The organism is Streptomyces sp. LUP47B (assembly GCF_001746295.1).
Classification (GTDB): domain Bacteria; phylum Actinomycetota; class Actinomycetes; order Streptomycetales; family Streptomycetaceae; genus Streptomyces.
Map to the genome: position 1 here is coordinate 111,640 of NZ_MJAH01000018.1, position 23,940 is coordinate 135,579.

The 23,940-nt window shown below is 71.1% G+C and carries 24 protein-coding genes and 1 pseudogene; 13 read left to right on the forward strand and 12 right to left on the reverse strand.

What is annotated here, in order from left to right:
* Nucleotides 1-6 precede the first annotated feature (6 nt).
* Complete coding sequence (locus BFN33_RS40230) at nt 7-936, forward strand: TIGR03564 family F420-dependent LLM class oxidoreductase (RefSeq protein ID WP_069765166.1); 930 nt, start codon at nt 7-9, stop codon at nt 934-936.
* A gap of 20 nt (nt 937-956) precedes the next feature.
* On the opposite strand, the gene BFN33_RS40235 is transcribed toward BFN33_RS40230, so the two are convergent.
* Nucleotides 957-2,021: a dihydrodipicolinate reductase gene (locus BFN33_RS40235; RefSeq protein WP_069765167.1), complete on the reverse strand. Its 1,065-nt coding sequence runs from the start codon at nt 2,019-2,021 to the stop codon at nt 957-959.
* A gap of 217 nt (nt 2,022-2,238) precedes the next feature.
* Here BFN33_RS40235 and BFN33_RS40240 point away from each other — a divergent pair, with 217 nt between their 5' ends.
* The 5 genes from BFN33_RS40240 (at nt 2,239) to BFN33_RS54850 (ending at nt 7,811) form a co-directional block, all read left to right on the forward strand.
* Nucleotides 2,239-3,624, forward strand: coding sequence for an ABC transporter substrate-binding protein (locus tag BFN33_RS40240; protein ID WP_069765168.1), 1,386 nt, complete (start codon nt 2,239-2,241; stop codon nt 3,622-3,624).
* 163 nt (nt 3,625-3,787) lie between these two features.
* Nucleotides 3,788-5,905 carry an ABC transporter permease gene (locus BFN33_RS40245; RefSeq protein WP_069765169.1) on the forward strand — a complete coding sequence of 706 codons (2,118 nt, stop codon included), beginning with the start codon at nt 3,788-3,790 and terminating at the stop codon, nt 5,903-5,905.
* Nucleotides 5,883-6,593 carry an ABC transporter ATP-binding protein gene (locus BFN33_RS40250; protein WP_069765170.1) on the forward strand — a complete coding sequence of 237 codons (711 nt, stop codon included), beginning with the start codon at nt 5,883-5,885 and terminating at the stop codon, nt 6,591-6,593. Before BFN33_RS40245 ends, BFN33_RS40250 begins: the two co-directional genes overlap by 23 nt.
* 4 nt (nt 6,594-6,597) lie before the next feature.
* Complete coding sequence (locus BFN33_RS40255; protein ID WP_069765171.1) at nt 6,598-7,347, forward strand: ABC transporter ATP-binding protein; 750 nt, start codon at nt 6,598-6,600, stop codon at nt 7,345-7,347.
* A complete protein-coding gene (locus tag BFN33_RS54850; protein WP_069765172.1) occupies nt 7,344-7,811 on the forward strand; it encodes a hypothetical protein in 468 nt (155 codons plus the stop codon). Before BFN33_RS40255 ends, BFN33_RS54850 begins: the two co-directional genes overlap by 4 nt.
* Nucleotides 7,812-7,858: 47 nt before the next feature.
* Here the strand turns inward: BFN33_RS54850 and BFN33_RS54855 are convergent.
* From BFN33_RS54855 to BFN33_RS40270, 3 genes and pseudogenes are all read right to left on the reverse strand, one after another.
* Nucleotides 7,859-7,981: pseudogene (locus BFN33_RS54855) on the reverse strand (SDR family oxidoreductase); the annotation flags it as partial.
* The gene (locus BFN33_RS54860) at nt 7,972-8,214 is read right to left on the reverse strand and encodes a hypothetical protein (RefSeq protein ID WP_069765173.1); all 243 of its coding nucleotides are present in this window, start codon (nt 8,212-8,214) and stop codon (nt 7,972-7,974) included. The pseudogene BFN33_RS54855 and the gene BFN33_RS54860, both read right to left, overlap by 10 nt.
* Before the next feature lie 138 nt (nt 8,215-8,352).
* Nucleotides 8,353-8,958, reverse strand: a complete 606-nt coding sequence (locus BFN33_RS40270; protein WP_256123002.1) for a TetR/AcrR family transcriptional regulator — start codon at nt 8,956-8,958, stop codon at nt 8,353-8,355.
* A 152-nt stretch (nt 8,959-9,110) separates the two neighbouring features.
* Here BFN33_RS40270 and BFN33_RS40275 point away from each other — a divergent pair, with 152 nt between their 5' ends.
* From BFN33_RS40275 to BFN33_RS40305, 7 genes are all read left to right on the forward strand, one after another.
* Nucleotides 9,111-11,459 (forward strand): xanthine dehydrogenase family protein molybdopterin-binding subunit, encoded by a 2,349-nt coding sequence (locus tag BFN33_RS40275; protein WP_069765175.1) that lies wholly within the window; start codon nt 9,111-9,113, stop codon nt 11,457-11,459.
* Nucleotides 11,456-12,334: a xanthine dehydrogenase family protein subunit M gene (locus BFN33_RS40280; RefSeq protein ID WP_069765176.1), complete on the forward strand. Its 879-nt coding sequence runs from the start codon at nt 11,456-11,458 to the stop codon at nt 12,332-12,334. The genes BFN33_RS40275 and BFN33_RS40280 overlap by 4 nt, the downstream gene beginning before the upstream one ends.
* Nucleotides 12,327-12,809 (forward strand): (2Fe-2S)-binding protein, encoded by a 483-nt coding sequence (locus tag BFN33_RS40285; RefSeq protein ID WP_069765177.1) that lies wholly within the window; start codon nt 12,327-12,329, stop codon nt 12,807-12,809. Before BFN33_RS40280 ends, BFN33_RS40285 begins: the two co-directional genes overlap by 8 nt.
* Before the next feature lie 16 nt (nt 12,810-12,825).
* Nucleotides 12,826-13,443 (forward strand): SRPBCC family protein, encoded by a 618-nt coding sequence (locus BFN33_RS40290; RefSeq protein ID WP_069765178.1) that lies wholly within the window; start codon nt 12,826-12,828, stop codon nt 13,441-13,443.
* A 62-nt stretch (nt 13,444-13,505) separates the two neighbouring features.
* The gene (locus BFN33_RS40295) at nt 13,506-14,342 is read left to right on the forward strand and encodes a mycofactocin-coupled SDR family oxidoreductase (RefSeq protein WP_069765179.1); all 837 of its coding nucleotides are present in this window, start codon (nt 13,506-13,508) and stop codon (nt 14,340-14,342) included.
* Nucleotides 14,339-15,541 carry a cytochrome P450 gene (locus BFN33_RS40300; protein ID WP_069765180.1) on the forward strand — a complete coding sequence of 401 codons (1,203 nt, stop codon included), beginning with the start codon at nt 14,339-14,341 and terminating at the stop codon, nt 15,539-15,541. Before BFN33_RS40295 ends, BFN33_RS40300 begins: the two co-directional genes overlap by 4 nt.
* Before the next feature lie 33 nt (nt 15,542-15,574).
* Nucleotides 15,575-15,811, forward strand: coding sequence for a ferredoxin (locus BFN33_RS40305; protein WP_069765181.1), 237 nt, complete (start codon nt 15,575-15,577; stop codon nt 15,809-15,811).
* Nucleotides 15,812-15,949: 138 nt separating this feature from the next.
* Here the strand turns inward: BFN33_RS40305 and BFN33_RS40310 are convergent, their stop codons facing one another.
* The 8 genes from BFN33_RS40310 to BFN33_RS55290 form a co-directional block, all read right to left on the reverse strand.
* Complete coding sequence (locus BFN33_RS40310) at nt 15,950-16,135, reverse strand: DUF1963 domain-containing protein (protein ID WP_069765182.1); 186 nt, start codon at nt 16,133-16,135, stop codon at nt 15,950-15,952.
* Between the two features lie 509 nt (nt 16,136-16,644).
* Entirely contained in the window at nt 16,645-18,123 is a 1,479-nt protein-coding gene (gene mftF, locus BFN33_RS40315; protein WP_079141277.1) for a mycofactocin biosynthesis glycosyltransferase MftF, read from the reverse strand.
* A gap of 3 nt (nt 18,124-18,126) precedes the next feature.
* Nucleotides 18,127-19,245 carry an XdhC family protein gene (locus tag BFN33_RS40320; protein WP_069765183.1) on the reverse strand — a complete coding sequence of 373 codons (1,119 nt, stop codon included), beginning with the start codon at nt 19,243-19,245 and terminating at the stop codon, nt 18,127-18,129.
* A gap of 12 nt (nt 19,246-19,257) precedes the next feature.
* Nucleotides 19,258-20,061, reverse strand: a complete 804-nt coding sequence (locus BFN33_RS40325; protein ID WP_079141278.1) for a carboxymuconolactone decarboxylase family protein — start codon at nt 20,059-20,061, stop codon at nt 19,258-19,260.
* A 17-nt stretch (nt 20,062-20,078) separates the two neighbouring features.
* Nucleotides 20,079-21,542 carry an aldehyde dehydrogenase gene (locus BFN33_RS40330; RefSeq protein WP_069765184.1) on the reverse strand — a complete coding sequence of 488 codons (1,464 nt, stop codon included), beginning with the start codon at nt 21,540-21,542 and terminating at the stop codon, nt 20,079-20,081.
* 55 nt (nt 21,543-21,597) lie between these two features.
* Entirely contained in the window at nt 21,598-22,383 is a 786-nt protein-coding gene (locus BFN33_RS40335; protein WP_069765185.1) for an SDR family oxidoreductase, read from the reverse strand.
* Nucleotides 22,380-23,183 (reverse strand): SDR family oxidoreductase, encoded by an 804-nt coding sequence (locus BFN33_RS40340; protein ID WP_069765186.1) that lies wholly within the window; start codon nt 23,181-23,183, stop codon nt 22,380-22,382. Before BFN33_RS40340 ends, BFN33_RS40335 begins: the two co-directional genes overlap by 4 nt.
* 57 nt (nt 23,184-23,240) lie before the next feature.
* A complete protein-coding gene (locus BFN33_RS55290; protein ID WP_069765187.1) occupies nt 23,241-23,906 on the reverse strand; it encodes a TetR/AcrR family transcriptional regulator in 666 nt (221 codons plus the stop codon).
* Between the last annotated feature and the right edge of the window lie 34 nt (nt 23,907-23,940).

Sequence of the window (23,940 nt, forward strand, 5' to 3'; positions counted from 1 at the left end):
ACGGCCATGCGGATCGGTCTGACCGGAGGCGCCGCCACCGTTGACGGCGTCGTGCGCCAGGCCGAGGAAGCGGAACGTGACGGCTTCCACGCGCTGTGGTACGCCAGCGCTGTGGCGGGCGACCCGCTGGCCGCCATGGCGGTCGCCGGGCGCGCCACCACCGGCATCGAGCTCGGCACGGCGGTCGTCCAGACCTACCCCTGCCACCCGGTCCTGCAGGCGGGCCGCGCGGTCTCCGTCCGGTACGCCATGGGCAGGCCGGGCTTCACGCTCGGCATCGGCCCGTCGCACCGCCCGTACGTGGAGGGGGAGCTCGGCCTGTCGTACGACGGGGCGGGGGCGGCCACCGAGGAGTATCTGCGCATCCTCACGGCGCTGCTGCGCGGCGAGCGGGCCGACGTCACCGGCGAGCACTGGTCCGCGCACACCTCGGCGCCGCCCTCGCTGCCCGCCGGGGGTGTGCCGGTCCTGCTCGCGGCGCTCGGCCCGCGGCTGCTGCGCGTGGCGGGAGAGTGCGCGGACGGAGTGGTGCTGTGGATGGCCACGGCCGAGGCCATCGACGCCCATGTCGCGCCGCGCCTGCACAAAGCGGCGACGGCCGCGGGCCGCCCGTCCTCGCGCATCGTCGCCGGGCTTCCGGTGGCCGTGCACGATGACCTTGACGAGGCGCGCACCGCAGCGGCGGCCACGGCGGTGGCTTACGACGGCCTGCCCAATTACCGCCGGATCCTGGAGATCGGCGGCAAGGCGTCACCGGCCGAGGCGGCTGTGATCGGTGACGAGGATTCCGTACGAGGACAGTTGGCCTCCCTGGCCGACGCGGGCGCGACCGACCTGTGGGCACACATCGTGCCCGTCGGCCACGACCGCGACAGCCGCCGGGCCTCGGCCCACCGCACCAGAGGTCTGCTCTCGGATTTGGCCGCGGGCGGCTGAACGGCCGGCGCGCTGACGGATCAGGTGAGGCCAGGGCCGGTCAGCAGCGGCACGATCTGTGGCAGATCCGCCGTGGTCCGTATGCCCGCCGGTGCCTCGCACACCCACGGCACCGCGTTGACCGCGCGGTTGGCGGTGTACGAGGGGTAGGTGGCGGCCGCGTTCTCGGCGGCCACGGGGAAGCGGATGGTCACGTCGAGCGGGGCGTCGCCGTCGACCGTCAGGCGCCAGCCCGTGTCCCGTAGGTCCCACGACCGGTCGAGGTCGGTGGTGCAGTACCAGGTGGCCCGGAACTGGAGGACGGGCTGTCCGCGGGTCAGCCAGGCGATCGTGATCCGCTGCGCCGCGACCGTGCCCGCCTCCAGAATCCCTGCGGCGATCGAGGTGCGCTCCCGTGCGTACGCGAACTCGCCCTGGACCTCGGTTTGTTCGACAGGTAGCCCGAGGGTGTCGGCCACCAGGCGCAACGACGGTCCGAAGCTCGCGCGCAACGACGCGAGCCGCTGCTCGTCGAACGTCCCCTCGCGGCCGCCGAACCCCATCACCTCGAAGAGCAGCCCGGGGGAGTCGCGCCGCGACAGGTCGGCGAACTCCTCGATGAGCAGCCCGTCGAGGCGCCGTTGCAGCGACGCGAGGACGAACGGCAGCGCCTCCGTGACGAAGCCGGGGCTGCTGCCGGTGCTGTGGATGCTGGCGCCGCCCTCGTCGCAGGCAGCCTCGACGCTGCGACGCAGCGGCTCCTCCATCGCGTCCGGGTAGTGGAAGTCGGTGCGTGTGGCGACGATGTTGATCCCCGCCGCGAGCAACGTGCACACGGCGTCCGGGTCCAGCTCTCGCGGTGTGTACAGCACGCAGTCCGGCTTCAGCGCGAGTACGTCGTCCAGATCGGTGGTGGCGCGCACTCCGAGCGGCGCGAGGCCGCACAACTCGCCGGCGTCGCGACCGGACTTGGCGGCGCTGTGCACGAGGACGCCGACGACATCGAGGCGGGGGTGCTCAACCGCCGCGCGCAGGGTGCGGCTCCCGATGTTCCCGGTCGCCCACTGCACCACGCGGTACGCGGCCGTGCTCTTCGGTTCGCTCATGATGAGAACGGTACTCTCAATGATGGAGAACGGTAATACTGCAGGCGTCCGGGGCGCCTCGCGACCGATGTACAACCGTCGGAACTCACCTCAGGTTCTCGTGTGCGACTAGTTGCCTTACCTAATTCGAGAATGTAGTTTCCGTCGCGGCTGACCCCTCGTGCCATCCGGCCGTGCTCCATCGGACACCGGCGTCCGATTCCCCGAGGAGGACCCCTTGAGAAGGTTGCTCATAGGCGTGGTCACCGTGGTCGCGGTGCTGCTCGCCGGCTGTTCCACCCGCTCGGGCTCGACCGGCAGTGATCCCGAGGAGACCCGCGACGCCACCCAGAACGCACCGTCGGCCCAAGGCGCCGACTTCGGCACCCTGAAGGACGTGTGCGGCAAGGGCGATGCCAAGCCCGGCACCGCCCAGGGCGTGACCGACAAGGAGATCAAGGTCGGCGTCTTCACCGACATGGGCTTCAACAAGAACTCCGAAATGCCCGACGCGGCCAAGGCGTTCACCTCCTGGTGCAACGAACTGGGCGGCATCAACGGCCGCAAGCTCGTCCCCGTCATCCACGACGCGAAGCTCATGGAAGTCCGCCAGCGCATGCAGCAGGCATGCAAGGAGGACTTCGCCCTGGTCGGCGGCAGCGCCGCCCTCGACGGCATGGCCGTCAAAGACCGCCTCGCCTGTCTGCTCCCCGCCTTCCCCGCCCAGTCGTCCCTCGCCCCCGGCATCGGTTCCGACCTGCAGGTGATGTCCGCCGGACCGTACTCGGCGTACTTTCAGTACGGCGGGTTCTACAACTGGCTGCTGAAGGAGAGGTTCCCCTCCTCGGCCCAGGACGTCGGCATCATCTCCGGCGACAGCCCGGTGACCAAGGTCATCGGAGCGCAGTTCGAGGAGTCCATCGCCACGCTCGGCGGCAAGGTCTCCTACTCAGACCTCTACCCGACCGCCGGAGTCGCCGACTGGACTCCGTACGCCCAGGCCATCAAGAACAAGAAGGTCAAGGGCCTCGTCTTCCTGGGGCAGTTCGACCAGCTCGCCAAGTTGGAGCAGGCGCTGACCAGCATCGACTACGCCCCCGACTGGATCGACTCCAACAGCAACTCGTACAACCGGAACTTCGTCGATCTGGCCGGCTCGGCACTCGGGACCCAGCACAACTACGCGGAGCTGTTCGCCACGCACCCGCTGGAGACGGGCTCCGACAGCGAGGCCATCAAGCAGGTCAAGGCACTCTTCGAGAAGTACGCTCCGGGCAAGCCCGTCACCTACCCCGCGCTGCGGGCCTTCTCCGCCTGGCTGCTCTTCGCCGTCGCGGCCCGCGACTGCGCGGAGCTCACGCGCAGGTGCGTCTACGACAACGCGCTGAAGCAGACCGAATGGACCGCCGGCGGCATCCAGGCCCCGTTCGACGTGAGCAAACAGGACGTCCCGTCCAAGTGCTACACGATCGTCGAGGCCACGCCCGGGGGATGGAAGCCCGCCGACTTCAAGCCGGACAACGGTCCCTACCGCTGTGACGCGCCCGTCGTGAAGTACAAGGGCCACTACGGCGCGCCGGCGCGGCTCGCCGATGTCGGCAAGTCGATGGACGACCTGAAGTGACCGGCCTACGGCGCCACTGGACCTGGCTCGTACACCCGTACTGGCCGCTGGTCATCCGCGTGGCGCCGCCGAGCAGGCGCCCCGCCCGCTGGGATCTGCGAAGAGGAGACTCCGTGACACCGACACCTTCACCGCCGGGTGCCCGGACTCGGACGGGCGCGTGATGGAACAGTTCCTCACCTTCGGTGTGGTCGGCCTGACGACGGCCGCGATCTACGCGGTCGTCGGCAGCGGCCTGGTCCTCACCTACACCACCGCCGGAGTCTTCAACTTCGCGCACGGCGCATCCGGCATGCTCTCCGCGTTCGCCTACTGGCAGCTCGCGTTCGGCTGGGGCTGGCCGGTACCCCTCGCTCTGGCCGTCGTCCTGCTCGTCCTGGCGCCCGCCTTCGGCCTGTTCGTCGAGCGGGTCCTGATGCGACCGGTGCAGGCGCTGGGCGAGGCGGAGCGCCTGGTGATGACGGTTGCCCTGCTCACCGGGGCGATCGCACTGGCCCGCTGGGTCTGGGACCCCAACACCGCACGGCCGCTGCGCCCGTTCTTCGCGGACGAACCCGCCATCAAGCTGGGCCTCGCCGTGATCACCAGGCACCAGCTGCTCACCCTGGCCGTGGCCGCACTGGTCGCCGTCGGTCTGTGGCTGCTCCTCAACCGCACCCGCGCCGGTACCGAGATGCGCGCCTGCGTCGACGACCGCGCGCTCGCCTCCCTGGCCGGCGCCTCCCCGCAGCGTGCCGGCCGCCTGGCCTGGATCCTCAGCACCCAACTCGCCGCCCTCGGCGGCATCCTGATCGCCCCGACCGTCGCCCTCGACGCCGCGCAGCTGTCGCTCCTCATCGTCAGCGCGTACACCGCCGCGGTCTTCGGCCGGCTGCGCAGCCTCCCGCTCACCTTCTTCGGGGCACTGGTCGTCGGCTGCCTGGAGAGCTATCTGACGGGCTACCTGCCGCAGAACGACTACCTCCCCGGCCTGCGGCTCGCCGCCCCCGCCCTGCTGCTCTTCCTCGCGCTCCTGCTGTTCCCGCACCGCCGGCTGCGCGGCCGCGACCGGCGCCTGGTCCGTGTGCCGCTGCCGACAGCGCGCGGCAGTGGCGTCTTCGCGGCGAGCGTCGTGCTGTTCGCGGTGTTCCTGGTGACCGTCCTGGACGACGAGGGCCTCATCTCGTACGGGCCGATCTTCTCGCTCGGCATCGTCGCTCTCTCCTACGTGCCGCTCGCCGGGTACGCGGGCCAGATCTCCCTCTGTCAGCTGAGCATCGCGGGGATCGGGGCCGTGGTGTGGGGACACCTGGGAGCACAGGGGCAGTTGTGGGCGCTGCCCGTCGCCGTCCTCGTCGCCGGCCTCGTCGGGGCGCTGATCGCCATACCGGCACTGCGCCTGTCCGGCATCTATCTGGCCCTCGGCACCGCCGCCTTCGCCGTGATCCTCGACCGCTGGGTGTTCACCCTCCCGTCGTTCGAGATCCTCGGCGTCCGTGTAGCGCTGTTCGACCAAGGGTCCGTGGAAGTGGCGGGACCGAACGTGTTCGGGTGGCGCCTCGATTCGGACACCGAACTCCTGCTGCTCGCCGCCGTGTTCCTCGCGCTTGCTTCCCTGGCCGTGGCGTGGCTGCGGCGCGGCAGCTTCGGCCGGAGCCTGATCGCGCTGCGCGACAGCGAAGCCGCGTACGCCACCCTCGGCGGGCGTCCGCTCGCCTCGAAAGTTCTGGTGTTCGCCCTGTCCGCGGCGATCGCCGGTCTCGGTGGCGCGCTCTACGGGATGCAGCAACGCACCGTCACCGCCGAGCAGTTCAACCTCGTCGCCAACCTGCCCATCTTCCTGGTCGCGGTGATCGGCGGCCTCGGCGCGGTCGGCACCGGACTGTTCACAGGCATCGCCTTCGTGGCGCCGCCGCATCTGCTCGGCCACTTCGGGGACTGGGCGCAGGACGTCTCCACGCTCATGATCGCCCTGGCCGGAATGGGGCTCGCACACAATCCGGGTGGCATCGCCCCGCGCTTCCGGGCCGAGTGGACACCGCTCGCGCGCGACCGGCTGCTCCTGCCGGTCACCGGTGGCGTACTCGCCGTGCTCTGGGCCCTGTACGCGAGCGACCTGATCGGCGGCGCGTTGTTCCTGCTCACCGCCGTGGCGGCCGGCACCGCGCTGCGCATCCGCGCCACCGCACGGCTCGAGGGCCCACGGCCCGTGCCCGACCCCGTGGAGTGGTGGGGCCTGCGCCGACCGTGGCGGACCGAGGACCGGGAGGTGATCGCGCGTGGCCTTGCTGGAAGCAAGTGACGTGACCGTCGCGTTCGGCGGGAAACGGGCGCTCGACGGCGCGGGATTCGCCGCCGAGGCGGGCCGGATAACCGGGCTCATCGGGCCCAACGGGGCCGGCAAATCAACCCTGTTCGACGTCGTCTCCGGACTGCGCCGACCCCAGACGGGCCAGGTCCGCCTCGACGGCCGGAACATCACCCGGCGCACCCCGGCGCAGCGGGCCCGAAATGGCATGGCCCGCACCTTCCAGCGCCTCGAACTCTTCGGTCGGCTCAGCGTCCGCGACAATCTGCGCGTCGCGGCCGAAATCGGCCCCCGACGCCGGGATGCCGATCGCATCGCCGACCAGATCCTGGAACGCATAGGCCTCACCGCGGACGCCGCCACCCTCTCCGACGCCCTGCCCACCGGGGCCGCGCGGCTCCTCGAAGTCGGCCGGGCGCTGGTCGGCCGGCCGCGGGTGCTGCTCCTCGACGAACCGGCCGCGGGCCAGGACACCGAGGAGACCCGGCGCTTCGCGTCGCTGCTGCGCGAAGTCGCGGGCGAGGGGCGCGCCGTGGTCCTCGTCGAGCACGACATGAGCCTCGTGATGAGCGTCTGCGACGAGATGTACGTACTCGACCTCGGCAAAGTCGTCGCGCACGGCACGCCCGAGGAAATACAGCAGGACCAGACAGTCCTCGCGGCCTACCTCGGGGAGGCGTAAGCACATGTCCGAGAACCCTGCCTTGCGCCCAGCAGCACACGGCCCCCGGCCCCCGCTGCTCGAACTACGCGGCATCCAGGCGTCCTACGACCGCATCACCGTCCTGCACGGCGTGGACCTCACCGTCGCCGCCGGCCAGGTGGTGGCGCTGCTCGGCCCGAACGGTGCCGGCAAGACCACGACGCTCAACGTCGCCGCCGGGGCGCACCATCCCTCGGCGGGCACCCTGCACCTCGGCGGCCGCGACGCCACCGGCGCGCGACCGCGCGACCTCGCCCGGGCCGGCGTCTGCCTCATCCCGGAGGGCCGGGGCATCTTCCCCAACCTCTCCGTACGCGACAACCTCCGCATGATGACCTTCAGCGGGCGCGGCCTGGCGGAGATCGAGGAGCTCGCCTACAGCCGTTTCCCGATCCTCGGCGAACGCGCCCGGCAAGCCGCGGGCACCCTGTCCGGCGGGCAGCAGCAGATGCTCGCGCTTGCCCGCGGCCTGGCCACTGACCCAGCCGTCCTGCTCCTCGACGAACTGTCCATGGGCCTTGCGCCGGTAGTGGTCGCCGAGTTGTACGAGCACGTCGCCGAACTGGCCCGCCAGGGCGTGGCAGTGCTCGTAGTCGAGCAGTTCGCCGCCGCCGTGCTGAAGATCGCCGACCATGCGGCCGTCCTCGTACGCGGCCGCATCCAGTGGCAGGGCCACCCCGACAGCTCCCTGCACGCCGAACTGTCCTCCTACTACCTGGGGAGCGCGGCATGACGCCGACCACCGAGACCACGACAGGACCGCACACCCTCACGCGCGCAGACCAGCCCCAAGTCCCCACCCGCGCCGAACGGTTCGCCCGCGACCTGACCGCCATGAAGATCCCCGACCCAGCCGCCGCACGCCACACCCTGTGGCTGCGCATCGGAGGGCTGCTGCTCCTGGCCGGCCTGGTCCTCGGCGCGCTGACCTACCCTCTCGCCCATGCGAGCGAGGATCCACTGGCCCAACGCGACGCCCTGGCCATCGGCCTGACCGCAGTGGTGTGCGCGGTGGTGGGCGGGGTGCTGTACCTGCGCTACTCGCTCACCGGCTTCCTGCGCTTCTGGCTGGCGCGTCAGGCGTACGACCTCTCCGAACTGGGTGACCGGCTCGCACCTGCCGCCCAGCCGGAGCCCCCCGACTCGGTCGTCCCGGCACCCGAAGCCGACGCGCCCAACGGGGCAGGCCCCCGCTGAGAGCGACCCTGCCCGCTTGACGTACGGGGCGGTGAGGTCGTGCCGCCATCCGCGCGGAGGGTGCTGCCGGTCATGGACGTCGACAGGTCGCTGACGCAGAAGCAGGTGACGCGGGCGATGTCGTCCGGGGTGCCGATGCGCCGGGCCGGGCTGGTCGTCATCAGCGGCATGGCATCGGGTTCGACGGGGCGACGTGGAGGTGCTCGCGGAAGGACTCGACGATCTGACGGGGCTGGAGCGTCAGGTTCCAGGTACCGGGGCGGAGCTGTACGGCGCCGGTGAACCCACGCCATGCCACGGCGAACGTGAGCCGGTCCGCCGAGGCCCGCACCGTACGGCCCGCGCCGCTCCTGCCGGCGGACTTCGACTTCTCGGGCCTGGTGCGCCCGAAGGCGTCCGGCACACCGCAGGTGCGCGACGCGGCGGAGATAGTGACCGACCACTCCCAACTGACCCCCCAAGGTGGCGGCGCACGAACCGCGGCGACGCCGGCGGGGGCTCGGCCGCCGCAGGCCCTCGAGTGCAGAGAGCTGACTGAGCCTCACCCCTCGGCGGCCCGCGCGGGGTCGCCCTCGTAGTCGCGGAGCACCTGCTCCACGAAGGCGAGGGCCTCCTCGTGCCCGGTCGTCATGCCCAGGGCCCGCTCCATCATCAGGTTGCGGCCGACAGCGTTGGTGAGCACGAGCAGCACGGCCGGGGACATCCCGGCCGGCAGCTGGGTGCCCGCCTGTTCGAGGCCGCGTGTGAGGGCTTCGAGCTGGACTTCGCGATAGCGCTCCGAGATCGCGGCCAGCTCGGCGCGGATGTCCTTGCGGTGGTTGGCGAGGGCCGCGAACTCCGTGGTCAGGGCGTTGCCCGGATGGCTGCTGAGCCGCCACAGCGCCCGCAGTGGCTGCGGTCCGCTCAGCAGTCGCTCGGCGCGCTCCAGCTCCTTGTCCGCCCGCCGTCGCAGCATGGCGAGGAACAGGTCGTCGAGCGTTCGGAAGTAGTAGAGGACCAGGGCCGGTGCCACCTCGGCCTCGCGTGCAACGCGCCGTACGCCGACGGCCGCGTACCCCTCCTCCAGCATCAGGCGCTGTGCGGTGTCGAGCAGCAGCAGACGCGTCTTGGAGTTCTCGGCACCCATCCGGCGAGGCGTGGCAGTCATGCCCGTCATTGTGCTTGACGCCCTCGATCGGCGGGTGTTAAACAGTCGTTCAGCACCTAGGTTGAACACTCGTTCAGCACATGAGTACGGCACATGAGTTCGGCCCCTGAGTTCAGCTCCTGAGTTCCGCACGTGAACGGAGGAACGGACCGATGGCACCAACCGGGCGCGCCGCCGCATACGCCGGCACCCGCACCCCCCGCGTCGAGGACGCGCGACTCCTGACCGGCACGGGCACCTACGTCGATGACGTCGTACGCCCCGGCATGCTCCATGTGTGCTTCGTGCGCAGCCCGATGGCGCGCGCTCGCATCCTCGGCATCGATGCCTCGGAGGCCCGCGAACTCCCCGGCGTGCACGCCGTGTTCGTCGCAGCCGACCTCAACCCCGGCGTCCACGAGCAGTGGTACACGCTCAACGGACGCGACGACCCGGACACCCCGCGTCCGCCGCTCGCCGAGGGCGAGGTGCGCTTCGTCGGCGACCCGGTCGCGATGATCGTGGCCGACGACCGCTACCTCGCGGAGGACGCCGCGGAGTTGGTGATCGTCGACTACGACCCGCTCGTGCCGGTCGTCGACTACGCGACAGCCCTCGACTCTCCGGAGTCCGTGCACGCGGAGCATCCCGGCAACCTCGTCGGTCAGCTCGGCGGACGCCCGATGGCCGACCTCGATCCCGTCTTCGCGAGCGCGCCGCACGTCGTCGGCCAGACCCTGTACCAGCAGTCGCACGGTCCGGTCCCGATGGAGACCCGCGGGATCGTCGCCGAATGGGCCGCGGCCGGCGGGGAGATGAGCATCTGGGCCTCCACCCAGTCCCCGCACGAGGTACGGTCCTTCTGCGCGCGGCTGCTCGGCATCGCCGAACACCGGGTGCGGGTCGTGATGCGGGACACCGGCGGCGGCTTCGGGCAGAAGGTCCTGCCGCAGCGCGAGGACATGTGCGTGATGCTCGCGGCCCGCAAGCTGCCCGCCGCGCTCAAGTGGATCGAGGACCGCCAGGAGCACCTCCTCGCGGCAGGCCAGGCGCGCCACGAACACGGGGAGGCGCGCATCGCCCTCGACGAGGACGGCCGCATCCTGGCCGCGACGCTCGACCACGTCCAGGACGCCGGCGCCTACCCCACGCCGTCCCCCGTGCAGAGCGGCATCGCGGTCGGGATGCTCTTCCCCGGCCCGTACCGCATCCCGGAAGGCACGTTCTCGTCGCGCTTCGTCTACTCCAACACCAGCGGCCGCGTCGCCTACCGCGGCCCGTGGCAGTACGAGTCCATGGCCCGCGAAACGCTCCTGGACACCGCCGCCCGCCAACTCGGTCTCGACCCGGTGGAGTTACGCCGCCGGAACATGCTCACCCGCGACGAGCTGCCCACGGCGAACTTCAACGGGATGCCGTACGACCACATCTCCCCGCGGGAGACCTTCGAGCAGGCCCTGCAGATGCTCGACTACGAGGCCTTCCGCAAGGAGCAGGAACAGGCACGGCAACAGGGCCGCTACCTCGGCGTAGGAACGTGCACCTACGTCGAACCGACCGCCGGCGCCACGCCGTTCCACGCCACCGAGGGGGCGACGATCCGCGTCGAGCCCTCCGGCAAGGTCAATGTCTACGTCGCCGGCGGGTCCTGCGGCAACAGCCTGGAGACCACGGTCGTCCAGCTCACCGCCGACGCGCTCGGCGTCGCCATCGAGGACGTCAGCACCGTGCAGGGCGACACGGCCATCACACCGTACGGAGCCGGCACCGGCGGCAGCCGCTCGGGGCCCATGACGGCGGGGGCCATCGAGGAGACGGCCGCGGCGCTGCGGGAGCGCATCCGGGCCATCGCGGCGCACCGGCTGCAAGTACCGCCGGCGGACGTCGAGTTCGAGCGAGGGCAGGCGGCAGCCAAGGGCACGGACGGGTCACTGTCCCTCGCGGAGATTGCCGACATCGCGTACTACCAGGTGCACGCCCTGCCGCCCGGAGTGCCCGCCGGGCTCGAAGCGAGCGGGCGCTACCACACCCCGCACCTGATGATCTGGGCCAACGCCACCCACGTCTGCACCTGCGAGGTCGACGTGGTCACCGGAGAGGTGAAACTCCTGCGGTACATCGTCAGCGAGGACTGCGGCCCGATGATCAACCCCAGTGTGGTGGAGGGCCAGATCCACGGCGGCACCGTTCAGGGCATCGGCGGCGCGCTCTACGAGGAGCTCGCCTATGACACGGACGGCAACCCCGTGTCGACCACGTTCATGGACTATCTGATGCCCACGGCCACCGAGGTGCCGGTCATCGAAGTGGGCCATGTCGAGACGCCGAGCCCCGGGCCCGGGGGCTACAAGGGGGTCGGCGAGGGCGGCGCGATCGGCTCCGCGCCCGCCGTCGTCAACGCGGTCGCCGACGCGCTCGCCCCGCTCGGCGTACGGATCGAGCGACTGCCGCTGACCCCCGCCTCGATCGTGGGACTCATCGACAGACAGCGGCAGGGGCAGGCGCAGGGGGCCCGGTCATGAAGCCGGCGCCCTTCAGGTACCACGCCCCCGAGACTCCCGGCGAGGTCGTCGGTCTGCTGGGGGAGTGGGGGGACGAGGCGAAGGTCATCGCGGGAGGGCAGAGCCTCGTCCCCATGCTGGCCCTGCGCCTGGCGTCCTTCGGCCACCTCGTCGACCTGCGCCGCCTCGACGAACTGCGCGGGATCGAGCGCCGGGACGACGACACCGTGTGGGTCGGGGCGGCCACCACTCAGGCCGCCGTGCAGCGGTCGGAGGAGGTGCGCGCCGCGGTTCCACTCCTTGCCCGTGCCACCCCGTTGATCGGTCACTTCCAGATTCGCAGCCGGGGCACCGTCGGCGGCTCGCTGGCGCACGCCGATGCCGCGGCCGAGTATCCGGCGGTGGCCCTGACCTTGGACGCCGAGCTGGAAGCGATGTCGCCGCGTGGCCGGCGCACCATCCCGGCGGCGAACTTCCTCAACGGTGTCTGGACCACGGCCCTCGCCGAGGACGAGCTGCTCACCGGTGTCAGGTTCCCGGTGTGGAGCGGGCGGTGCGGGTTCGCCGTCGAGGAGTTCGCCCGCAGGCGCGGGGACTTCGCCATCGCCGGTGCCACGGTCGCCCTCCGCGTTGACCCTGCGGGCCGTCTCGACCGGTGCGCCATCAGCCTGTTCGGGCTCGGCCCGACCGCGCGACGGGCCACAGTCGCCGAGACCGCTCAGCTGGGCACGGACCCGCTGGGGACGGACGCCGAGGACATCGGCCGGCTCGCGACCGAAGACCTCGACTCCGTCCCCTCCGATCTGCACGGATCGGCCCCCTACCGCATCCGCGTGGGCGCCGCGATGGTCGCCCGCGCCTGGCACGGCGCCGTACAGGAGGCACTCCATGACTGACGCCGAGACCATCGAGATCGACATACGGGTCAACGGCGCCGGCCGCCGGGCGGCCGTCGCGCCCCGGCTCACCCTCGCCGACTTCCTGCGCGTCACCTGCTCCCTTACCGGAACCCACCTCGGCTGCGAGCACGGCGTCTGCGGCGCGTGCACCGTGCTGCTCGACGGCGAACCCGTCCGCGCCTGCCTGGTGTTCGCCGTGCAGGCCGACGGCGGCGAGGTGACCACCGTCGAGGGTCTCGCGGGGCCGGACGGCGAGCTGTCCAAGGTGCAGGCTGCGTTTACGGAGCATCACGGGTTGCAGTGCGGTTTCTGCACCCCCGGATTCGTCGTCTCGGTGACCGCGTTCCTGGCGGAGAACCCCAAACCCACCGACGAGGAGATCCGCGAGGCACTCACCGGGAACCTGTGCCGCTGCACCGGCTACCAGGGGATCGTCAACGCCGTCCGGGCCGCGGCACCGGACATGGCATGACGGGGGAGGAGGCGCTGTGAAGCTGGAGAACGCCCTCGGCATCCCCGTCGCCGTCGACGACGCCTGGCATGTCCTGCTCGACGTCGAGCGCGTCGCGCCCTGTGTGCCCGGTGCGACGCTCACCGCGAGCGACGGCGACGAACACCGCGGCCGGATCAAAGTGAAGCTGGGCCCCATCGCGCTCACTTACAGCGGCACGGTCACCTTCATCGAGCGCGACGAGCAGGCGAAGGTCGTCGTCCTGGAGGCACGCGGTCGCGAGGCGCGCGGCAACGGCACCGCGAAGGCCCTCGTCACCTGCCGCCTCAGCGACGCCGGTGGTGGCCGTACCACCGTGCACGTGGAGACCGACCTCAGCATCACCGGAAAGCCGGCCCAGTTCGGCCGTGGCACCCTCGCCGAGGTGTCCGGCGCCCTCATGGAACGGTTCGCCGAGAACCTCGCCGCCGAACTCGCGGTCAACTCACCCGAACCGGCCGGGCATTCACCCGCTCCGGCGCACTCCGCCGCACCACTGGACCTGATCGAGGCCACCGGGGCCACGGCTCTCAAGCGGATGGCGCCGCTCGTTGCCGCGGCCTTGCTGATCCTCACGCTCGGCCGCCTGCGCGCCCGGCGCCGCCACGCCGCGTAACGCCAAGGCACACCAGCCGCACGTCCTTCACCCGAGCACGTCCACCCAGAAACGAGGTTCCCATGCCCGGACGCGTAGAAGGAAAGGTCGCCTTCATCACCGGCGCGGCGCGAGGACAGGGCCGCAGCCATGCGATCCGTCTCGCCGAAGAAGGCGCCGACATCATCGCGATCGACGTCTGCAAGCAGCTCGACGGCGTCAAGTTCCCCATGTCGACGCCTGAGGATCTCGACGAGACGGTCAACCAGGTGCAGAAGCTGGGGCGGCGCATCCACGCCGTGCAGGCGGACGTACGCGACCACGACGCGCTCAAGGCCGCCGTCGATGAGGGCGTCGCCCAGTTCGGCAGGCTCGACATCGTCTGTGCCAACGCGGGCCTCGGCAGCGACGGCGCCCGCCTGGACGCCATGGACGAGAAGACCTGGCGCGACATGATCGACGTCAACCTGACCGGCGTCTGGCTGACCGCCAAGGTCGCCATCCCGCACATCATTGCCGGCGGACGCGGCGGCTCGATCATCCTGACCAGCTCCGTCGGCGGCCTGCGCGGGCACGCCAACATCGGTCACTACATCGCCGCCAAGCACGGCGTCGTGGGCCTGATGCGCACCCTTGCCTGGGAGCTCGGCGAGCACGGCATCCGGGTCAACTCCATCCACCCCTCCCAGGTCAACACACCGATGGTCATGCACGAGGACACGTACCGGATGTTCCGTCCGGACCTGGAGAACCCCACGGTCGACGACTTCGCCGCCGTCTCGCAGAGCATGCACCTGCTGCCCACCCCCTGGGTCGAGCCGCGCGACATCAGCGGCGCCGTGCTCTACCTCGCCTCGGACGACGGGCGCTTCGTCACCGGGACCACCACCGTCATCGACGCGGGAGCCATGCTGAAATGACCGTCGCCGACGCCACCACCGAGCCCGTCTACTGGGACCCCTTCGACGCGGCCCTGGCCCGCGACCCGTATCTCGTCTACGCACGCCTGCGCGAAGAGGCCCCGCTCTACTACAACGAGCGGCACGCCTTCTACGCGGTCAGCCGCTACGCCGACTGCCAACGCGGCCTCGCCGACTGGCAGACGTACTCCTCTGCGCGCGGCGACATCCTGGAGATCATTCAGGCGGACATCGAACTGCCGCCGGGCACCCTGATCTTCGAGGACCCGCCCGTCCACGACATCCACCGGCGCCTGCTCGCCCGCGTCTTCACTCCACGCCGTATCGCCCAACTCGAACCGAAGATCCGGGCGTACTGCGAGCGCGTTCTCGAACCGGTCACCGGAGTCGACCGCTTCGACCTCGTGGCGGCCGTCGGCGCCGAGATGCCGATGCGGGTGATCGGGATGCTCCTCGGCATCCCCGAGGCCGACCAGGTGCGCTACCGGGACCGTACCGACGCGACCCTGGAGACCGGGGACGGCGGTCGCATCGACTCCGGCGAGATCCTCAACGCCGAGGGATTCCAGGACTACATCGACTGGCGCAAGAAGCACCCGTCCGACGACCTCATGACCGAGCTGATGACCGCCGAGTTCGAGGACGAGAACGGCACCCGGCGCACTCTCACCGACGAGGAAGTCCTCACGTACTGCACCGTGGTCGCGGGCGCGGGCAATGAGACGACCGGCCGGCTGATCGGCTGGTTCGGCGCGCTGATGGCCCGCTACCCCGAGGCCCGCCGGGAGTTGGTGGCCGAGCCCGCCCTCATCCCCAACGCCGTCGAGGAGATCCTGCGCTTCGAGCCCACAGGACCGTTCACAGCCCGGTACGTGACCCGGGACGTGGAGCTGCACGGCTCCACTGTTCCGGCCGGCAGCGCCATCCTCTTCATCCAGGCCGCCGCCAACCGCGACCCGGACCGCTTCCCCGACCCGGATGTCTTCGACATCCACCGGGTGTCGCAGCACATGTCGTTCGGCGTCGGCGCGCACTACTGCCTGGGCGCCGCACTCGCCCGCCTGGAGGGAAAGGTGGCGGCCGAGGAGATCCTGCGGCGCTTTCCCGCCTGGGACGTCGACTGGGAGGGCGCGGAGCTCGCCCAGACCTCGACCGTACGGGGCTGGAAGACACTGCCGCTCGTCATCCAGAAGCCCTGAGGAGGAAACGGAGTTGAGGAGGGGAGCCAGCTCGTGACCGAGCACTGGAGAGTCAGGGTCGACCCGCGCATGTGCGTCCGTACGGGGCTGTGCGCGGCCTCCGCGCCGCAGGAGTTCCAGCTCGACGAGAGGACCGGGCAGGGCCGCGCCACCGCCGAGGTCCTGTCGGCATCGGAAGAGGTCCTCGAGGTCGCCGAGTCCTGCCCCATCGAGGCCATCTCGATCACGGACGCGGAGTCCGGGAAGGCGGTCTTTCCGCCTGACGACTGAGGAAACCAGGGCGGCTGCGAGGCGTGGTGCTTCGTGCCGCCCTGGTTTGATCAAGCCCCTGGCGGACCATCGTCGCTGCCGAGGATTGGGCGCAAACGAGAAGCGGCGCACGAGGTGAGCGACCTGCTCAGAGCCGGCTCACCTGCACTGCATGGTCAGCCGGACCTGGCCGAAGCGGTGGGCGGCGAGTTCCTCGGGGCGGACGAGCCAGTAGAGCGCACCCACGCCGCCCCACGCGTGCATGCTGCCGCATGCCCCACTCGTGACCCCGTACTCGACCGGGCCCTGAATGGGGACGGCGTGGCCCCCGACCTGGTGGCCCATCCCGTGCGCAGGCGGCCGAAGGCACGGACGAACGGCTTGAGCTCGGCCGGGGTTTCACAGGGGTGGTCCGGCCAGTCCCGGCCGTCGCCGAGCAGGGCCTGCCGGGCCTGTGGGAGCAGCAGGTCGGGGACACTTTGCTCCGTCTCGGCGGTGAGGTCCACGCGGGGTTACGGTTTTAGGTCCGGGGGTGCCGGCGTCGGGAGCACCGGGGTGTTCTGCGGCAGGTACAGGACCTGGGCGCCGACCCCGGAAGCTGCGGGTTACCACCGAGAGAGGCCACGGCCTGCTCGCCGTCCATGGCCCGACGAAGGCGCACGCACGGGCGCAGGAGCGCTGTCCGGCGCAGGGCGAGTTCGCCGGCAAGGTGCCGGGCAGCCGGCCGTGATTACTGCTCATCGGTTGTGAGGACCACTATCCCCCGCACCACTGACAACCCTGACACCGCGGCATCCGTCGAGTCCGGCCGTTGCCTGCCCAGCGGCGCCCGGGCCCCACGTGGGGAGGCGCGGCTACACGGCTCGTGAGTCCTTGGCGCGCCTCGCGGCGGACCGGCGCACAAAGGGCAGGCTCAGCTTCGGCAGTAGCGGCGCGAGGGCGCGATGGCGCCAGGCCGAGGCCGTCACGCCCGTGCCGTACGCCAGGTCGTCCAGGCAGCGCAGGGCCGTCCAGCGCACGGGGTCCAGGGGCGGCCGGCGCGCCACCCACTCCGCGAGGACCGGGGCGAGCATGGCCGCCGTGGCCGCCCGGGCGGTGCGGCTGCTGGGCGCCGCGCACAGGCACAGCAGGCCCACGGGCCACCACTCGCGGCGCAGGGCGAGTCCGAGCGCCATGGAGTCTGCGAGCAGGCCCTGCGCCACCACGGATGCGCTCAGTTCCGTCGCGGCGGGGGTGCCCGACAGATGGCGACGAAGGAGCGCCGCGGACGTGAGCGTGCTGAGCGCCGCGGCGCCCGGGCGGCCATGGGTCAGGAGGCCGAGCGTCAGCAGATTCCACGCGGACGGGCGGGCCGGTGCGACCCGGCCGGGGTGGCGCTCGGCCAGTGCGGCCGCCGAAGTCCCGTACTCGTGACGGCGTTTGAGCGCCTCTCGCCATGCGAGCCGGGGCGTGTGCAGGACGAGGGCGCGCGGCTGGTAGCGCACGTGCAGCCCATGGTCGTGCAGCCGCCAGACGAAGTCGACGTCCTCGCCGAGCCGCAGCTCCTCGTCGAACGTGACCTTGGACAGGACGTCCGTGCGTACGACCAGTGTGGCCGTGGGCACGAAGCCGACCCGTGCGCCGGGGCGCACCACGGCCTGCTCACCGCCCAGGTCGAGTGCGGAACGCGCGGCCTCGTAGCGGGCGAGCAGACCCTTCGGGGGATACGGAACATCCGGCAGGATCCGCGGTGCGACGGCCGCGACCTGAGGATCGTCGAAGGCCGGGACGAGCAGGTCGAGCCAGCCCTCCTCGGGGCGGCAGTCCGAGTCGACGAACGCGATGAGTGGCGTGGTCGTGAGTGCGGCGCCGGTGGTACGCGCCGCCGCGGGCCCTCGGTTGACCGCGTGCCGGACCAGACGGGTCCCGTGCGCCTCGGCGGTCGCCCGCACGGCCTCGGGATCCGGTGAGCAGTCGTCGACGACGATCACCTCCAGACCGGGCAACGCGTCCAGGCAGCGGGACAGTTCGGCTGTGCGTCCGTATGCGGGGACGATCACGGTGACCGGGTGGGGTCCGCCGCGCGTCGGGGGCACGGGGTGGGCGAGGCCGCGGTCGAGCAGCTGCCGGGCCAGGGCGCGCCCCACCGTCGTGTCCGGTGTCAGGCCGTGCCGGCCCGCCCGCCGGAGGGCGGCGAGCTGGGGCAGCGCGGCCGCCTTGATGCGCGCGACGCCCCAGGGTGAGCCGCCGGTCACCACCCGGCCGCCGCCGTAGAAGGACGCGGCGCGGTCCAGTGCGATCGGCAGACCGGGCGGGGACAGCGGTCGACTGTTCGACGCAGTGGATGACGCCATCCTTCAACTCCCCTGCCTTTCAACGCGCTTGGATCCAGCGGACTGGTGCGTCCCCCAGGGCGGGTACGGAGCGTGGTGCAAGGGCCCGTCCGTGTCCCGGAGCGGCAGCCCGCCACCGCCCCGCCGCACCGCGACGATCTCCGCCCCGATGGCCACCGCGGTCTCCTCGGGCGTACGTCCCCCCAGGTCCAGGCCGATCGGCGAACGCAGCCGGGCGAGTTCCCGCTCGGTGAGGCCCGCCTCGCGCAGCCGGTCGAGCCGCTCGTGATGCGTGCGCCGGGAGCCCATCACCCCCACGTACGCGACCGGCAGCCGCAGCGCCACTTCGAGCAACGGCACGTCGAACTTGGCGTCGTGGGTGAGGACCACGACGACCGTGCGGCCATCGACCGGTGTGCGGGCGAGGAAACGGTGCGGCCAGTCGACCACCACCTGATCCGCGTCCGGGAAGCGCGCCGGCGTGGCGAACACCGAGCGGGCGTCGCAGACCGTGACCTCGTATCCGAGGAAAGCGCCCAACGACGCGACCGCCCCGGCGTGGTCCGTCGCACCGAACACGAGGAGCCGTGGACGCGGAGCGTACGAGGCGATGAACACCTCCGTACCCGGGCGGCAGCGCACCGTGCGGATGCCGCTCGCCGCGACGTCCAGCATGGCGCGCGCCTCGGCGGCGATCAGGGCGTCCACCTCCGCCGCCCCCGTGGATCCGCGGACCTGCTCGGGGCCGACGGCCAGGATCGCGCCGCTGCCGTCGAGGAGTTGCGCCACGGCGACGGATGTCCAGTCGGCCACGGCACCGAGCACGGCGGACGGCGGCTGCGGCTGCACGCACACCTCGATCGTGCCGCCGCAGCTCAGGCCCACCGCGAACGCCGTGTCGGCCGAGTAACCAAAGCTCTCCCGCATGGCCGCGCCCGTCGAGAGCACCTCCTGGCACAGCTCGTGGACGGTGCCCTCGACGCACCCGCCGGACACGCTCCCGAGCACCTCCCCGGTCTCGGACACCGCCATGGTGGCGCCCGGTGCGCGGGGCGCGCTGCCGCTCGTCGAGACGACGGTCGCCAGGGCGAAGCGGGTGCCCGCCCGGTCCCAGGCCGTGAGCCGCGCGGCGATCTCACGCATGGCCGTGACGCGTCACGCGGGCCGCCCGGCCCACGCCGCCTCCACCGAGTCCGCGAGCGCATCGCCTTTCGCGAAGCCGTAGTAGGCCGCGAACTGCAGGACGATCTCGTCCATCTCCTCCTTGGTGATGTCGCCGGAGTGCAGGGCCGCCGCGACATGCGTGCGCAGGGGAACGGGTGAGTCGTCGAGCGCGACGCTGGCGACCGTGATGATCCGGCGCTCCCTGCGGGTGAGACCGGGGCGCTGCCAGACATGGCCGAACACGAAGTTCAGGATGCCGGCGTGCCGGTAGGGCGAATTGACCGGTGGCGCGGGCGTGCGGTTCACGTCGATGAACTCCTCCACGCCGCGCGCGATGCGCTTCTCCATGTCGCCCGGTCCGAGCGTGAGGTTGTCCAGCTCGGGCCAGGCAGGAGCGGGTTCACCGCGTTCGCGGTGGATGCGGTCCCATTGGCGTGCGATGGCGCCCTCCAGATGGGAGGCCTTGGGCCAGCCGCAGTACACCGCGAAGTGCAGGACGAGTTCGAGCATCTCGTCGAGCGAGATGTCCCCGCTCGCGAGCGCCGCGTGCACCTGCTCCTCGATCGGCTCCGGCGCGTCGGCGGCCGCCACACAGGTGAGTGTGACAAAGCGCCGGTCCCGCCGGCTCAGACCCGGACGCGACCACACCTGCCCGTACAGGAAGTCACGGGACGCACGGCCGAACGGCGTCTGTGGGGAAGGGACTTCAGCCGATCCGAGAACCTCGGCCGCGGTCTGCTCCCCACGGCCCTCTTGTGCCGATGCATCCACCGACATCTCCGACGATACGTCCATCAGGACTCCCTGACTCCCTAGGCGCGAATGAAGACGTTCTTGGTCTGCAGGAACTCGTACAGCCCTTCCTTGCCGCCCTCACGGCCGTGACCGCTCTGCTTGTACCCGCCGAACGGAGCCCCCGGCGGTTGCCCTGACGGCCCGTTGACATGCACCGTGCCTGCTTGCAGCTGCGGCACGATGCGCTGCACCCGCGCCACGTCGTGGGTGAACAGGACCGCGCCGAGGCCGTACGGGGTGGAGTTGGCCAGCTCGACGGCCTGCTCCTCCGTGTCGAACGGGATGATCGACAGCACCGGGCCGAACACCTCGTGCACGGCGACCTCGCTGCCCGGGTCCACATCGGCGAGCACGGTCGGCTCGACGAAGAAACCCCCCTGCACCTGCGGCGGGAGCGACGCCTTGTCGACGGCGTGACCGCCGGCGACGAGCCGGCTGTCGGCCGCCGCCTTCTCGATCACACCGAGGATCCTCTCCCGCGCCTGAGCACCGGCCACCGGACCCAGCGCCGTCGTCGGTGCGAACGGATCCCCGACGGTCAGGGCCTTCGCGGCAACCCCCGCGGCCTCGACGACCCGCTCGTACACCTCGCGGTGGACCAGCATCCGGGTGGTGAGGTTGCAGCCCTGACCGGACAGGTTGAAGCAGGAGCGGACGGTCTCCGTGACGGCCGCGTCGATGTCGGCGTCGGGGAAGACCACACTCGCCGTCTTCCCGCCGAGTTCGAGCAGCACCGGCTTGAGGGTGTGACGGGCGGAGTCGAGGATCTTCTTGGCGGTCGGTATGCCGCCGGTGAAGGAGATCATGCCGACGTCCGGATGACGCACGAGGTGCTCACCGGCCTCGGGACCACCGGGCAGGAGGTGCAGCACACCGGGCGGCAGCCCGGCCTCCAGCGCGATCTCCGCGAACTTCGCCACCGTGAAGGGCGCGAGATCGGGCGACTTGACGACCACACAGTTCCCGGCGGCGAGCGCCGGGGCGATCTTCATCCCGACCGACATGATCGGGCCGTTCCAGGTGAGGATGATCCCCACGACGCCGTACGGCTCCGGGACGGTGTAGTCGAGGCCCGGGGCCATGACCGGACTCGGCGGGATCGTCGCCCCCTCGATCTTGTCCGCCCAGCCGGCGTAGTACCCGAACCAGCCGGAGCACAGATACGCGAGCGCCGACGACACGGCGATGGGCACGCCGAGTTCGAGCGTGGTGAGGCGGCCGAGTTCGGCCACGCGGGCGAGCATCAGCTCTTCGATGCGCTGCAGGATGCGGCGGCGCTTGTCCGGGGACATGGCCCGCCACTGGGGATACGCGTCCTTCGCGGCGGCTACGGCCGCGTCGACCTCCTGCGGGCCGCACGACAGCACGGAGCCGTTGACGCGCGCCGTCGCCGGATTGACATGGTCGATCGTGCCGATGGATGTCTTCTCGAGCCAGCTGCCGTTCACCAGCGGCCCGGTGACGCCGAGTTCGTCGCTCAAGGTGTGTGCCCCTCTCCTCCTACGAAACCGTCTACGGAACCGTCGTGAACCCGGCTCACAGCCGGGTGACCCAGCCACCGTCGACGCTGATGGTCTGTCCGTTGATCCACACGCCGGCGTCCGAGGCGAGCAGCAGGAGAGTGCCGAGCAGGTCGTCGGCCGGCGCGGATTTCTTGCCCGGGATGGCCGAGGCGAGCGCGGCGCGCGCCGGGTGGTCGGCGGGCAGGCTCTTGAAGCCGGGCTCGTTCTCCACGAGTCCCGGCGCGATGGCGTTGACGTTGATGCCGTGCGGACCGAGTGAACGGGCAAGCCCGACCGTGACGTTGACGAGCGCGAGCTTGCTCACCCCGTAGATCCCGCCGCCCATGAACGCGCCGGCCGACACCTGGTTGATGATCCGCCCGCCGCCGCGCTCGACCATCGAGGCCTTGACCGCCTTCGCGCACACGATGGCGCCGAACACGTTGACCCGCATGACGCGCTCGAACCACTCGCCCGGCAGGTCGAGGAGGTCGACCTGGGGTATGTCGGCCATCAGCGCGGCGTTGTTGACGAGGATGTCGATCCCGCCGAAGGCGTCGACGGCCTGCTGTGCCATCTCCGCCGCGGAGTCCCGGTCGGTGATGTCCACCCGTACGCCGAGCGCGTGCAGCCCGTCGGCGGACAGGGACTTGGCGGCCCGTTCGGCGCCCTCGGCGTCGAGGTCCGCGAGGACGACCCGCGCCCCGGCCTCTGCGAGGGCGCGGGCGTAGACCTGGCCGATGGCGCCGGCGCCGCCGGTGATCAAGGCGACCTTGCCGTCCAGGCTCATCCGGTCGAGGGTGCTGCTCGGTGCGTTCATGTGGCGTCCTTGATCAGTCGGGACAGGTAGAGGTCGACGTCGGCTCCGAGTTCGCGCAGTTCCTCGGCGGCTTCGGGAGCGGTGAGGATGAGGAACCGGTCCTCGCTGACGCCGTCGGCGACAAGTTCGCCGACCGACTCGGCGTCCAAAACAGGGAATTGGGGTCCCTTGGGGGGTGCCGGCTCCCCGTAGAAGGTGATCTGCTCGACGATGTTGGTGGCCACTCCGGCCGGGCACAGGCAGGAGACACCGATGCCGCGCGGCCGCAGGGAGAGCGCGAGGGCCTGGGAGAGTCCGACGACGGCGTGCTTCGTCGCCGTGTACGGAAGACGGTCGTGTCCGTAGGGCAACAGGCCTGCCGTGGAGGCGGTGTTGACCACGTGTCCGGACCCCTGCTCCAGGAGCGGCGGCAGGAACACGAGGTTGCTGCGTACGACGCTCAGCAGGTTCACGTCGATGACGCGCTGCCACGCTTCGAGCGGGATGTCCTCGACGGGGCCGACGGCCAGGATGCCGACGTTGTTCATCACCAGGTCGACCTGCCCGAACCGCTCCAGTGCGAGGTCCCTTACGGCACGCAGGTCGTCGAGGCTGGTGACATCGCACGCGGCGGCGACAGCACGCGCACCGTCCGGCCCCAGCTCGGCCAGCTCGGCGGCGACCGTCTTTGCCCGTGCGGCGTCGAGGTCGGTGACCACTACCCGCGCGCCCCGGCGGGCGAAGGCATGCGCGGCGGCCCGCCCGATCCCGCTGCCCGCGCCGGTCACGACCGTCACGGCGTCCCGTAGCTCCATCGTCATCCAACTCCTTCTGATGTACGGGCGGTTGGGTGGAACTGGGTGAAGTGGTGCGAGGGCCTAGGGGTGGACGGGTAGCGCGATCTCACGCGCCCCGGCCGCCGCCAGGGCCGACGCGGTGACCGAGGACACCGGCGCCTGCAGGAACCCGACCAGGCCGTCGAGGAGATCGCCGACGTGGACGGCGTACGGCAGTACCTCCTCGTCACGGGCCCGGCTCTGCTCGCGCTCGGCCCCGGCGTACACGCTGAACGCCATCGCGTGGGCGATGCGGTGGCCGCGCAGCGGCTCCGGCAGGTGCGGCAGCAGCGCCCCGGCCCGCTCGCGGAAGACGTGCGTCGGCGCGAGCAGTTCGGGTGCGAGCCGGTCGAGGACGTCCCGCCGGCCGTGCTGCTGGAGTTTCGCCACGAAGCTGAGGTAGTGGCTGCCCTCCCGTTCGCCCTGTTCGAGCACCGGGACGATGTGGCACTCCACCCAGGTGCGCAGATCCTGCGGACGCCGGCCGGCGATCAGGGCGGCGCGGCGTTCGTTGAGATCCCGTAGGCGGTATTCGAAGATCGCCTGGATCAGGCGCTCCTTCGAGCCGAAGTGGTACTGCACCGCCGTGTTGTTGCCGTTGTGGGCGGCCGCGCTGATCTGTCGCAGGGAGGCCCCGTCGAGGCCGCGCTCGGCGAAAAGACGCTCCGCGGCCAGCAGGATCCGCTCCTTCACGGAAAGTTGCACCACGACACCACCCGTGCGAGAGGGTTGTTGCGTGCTG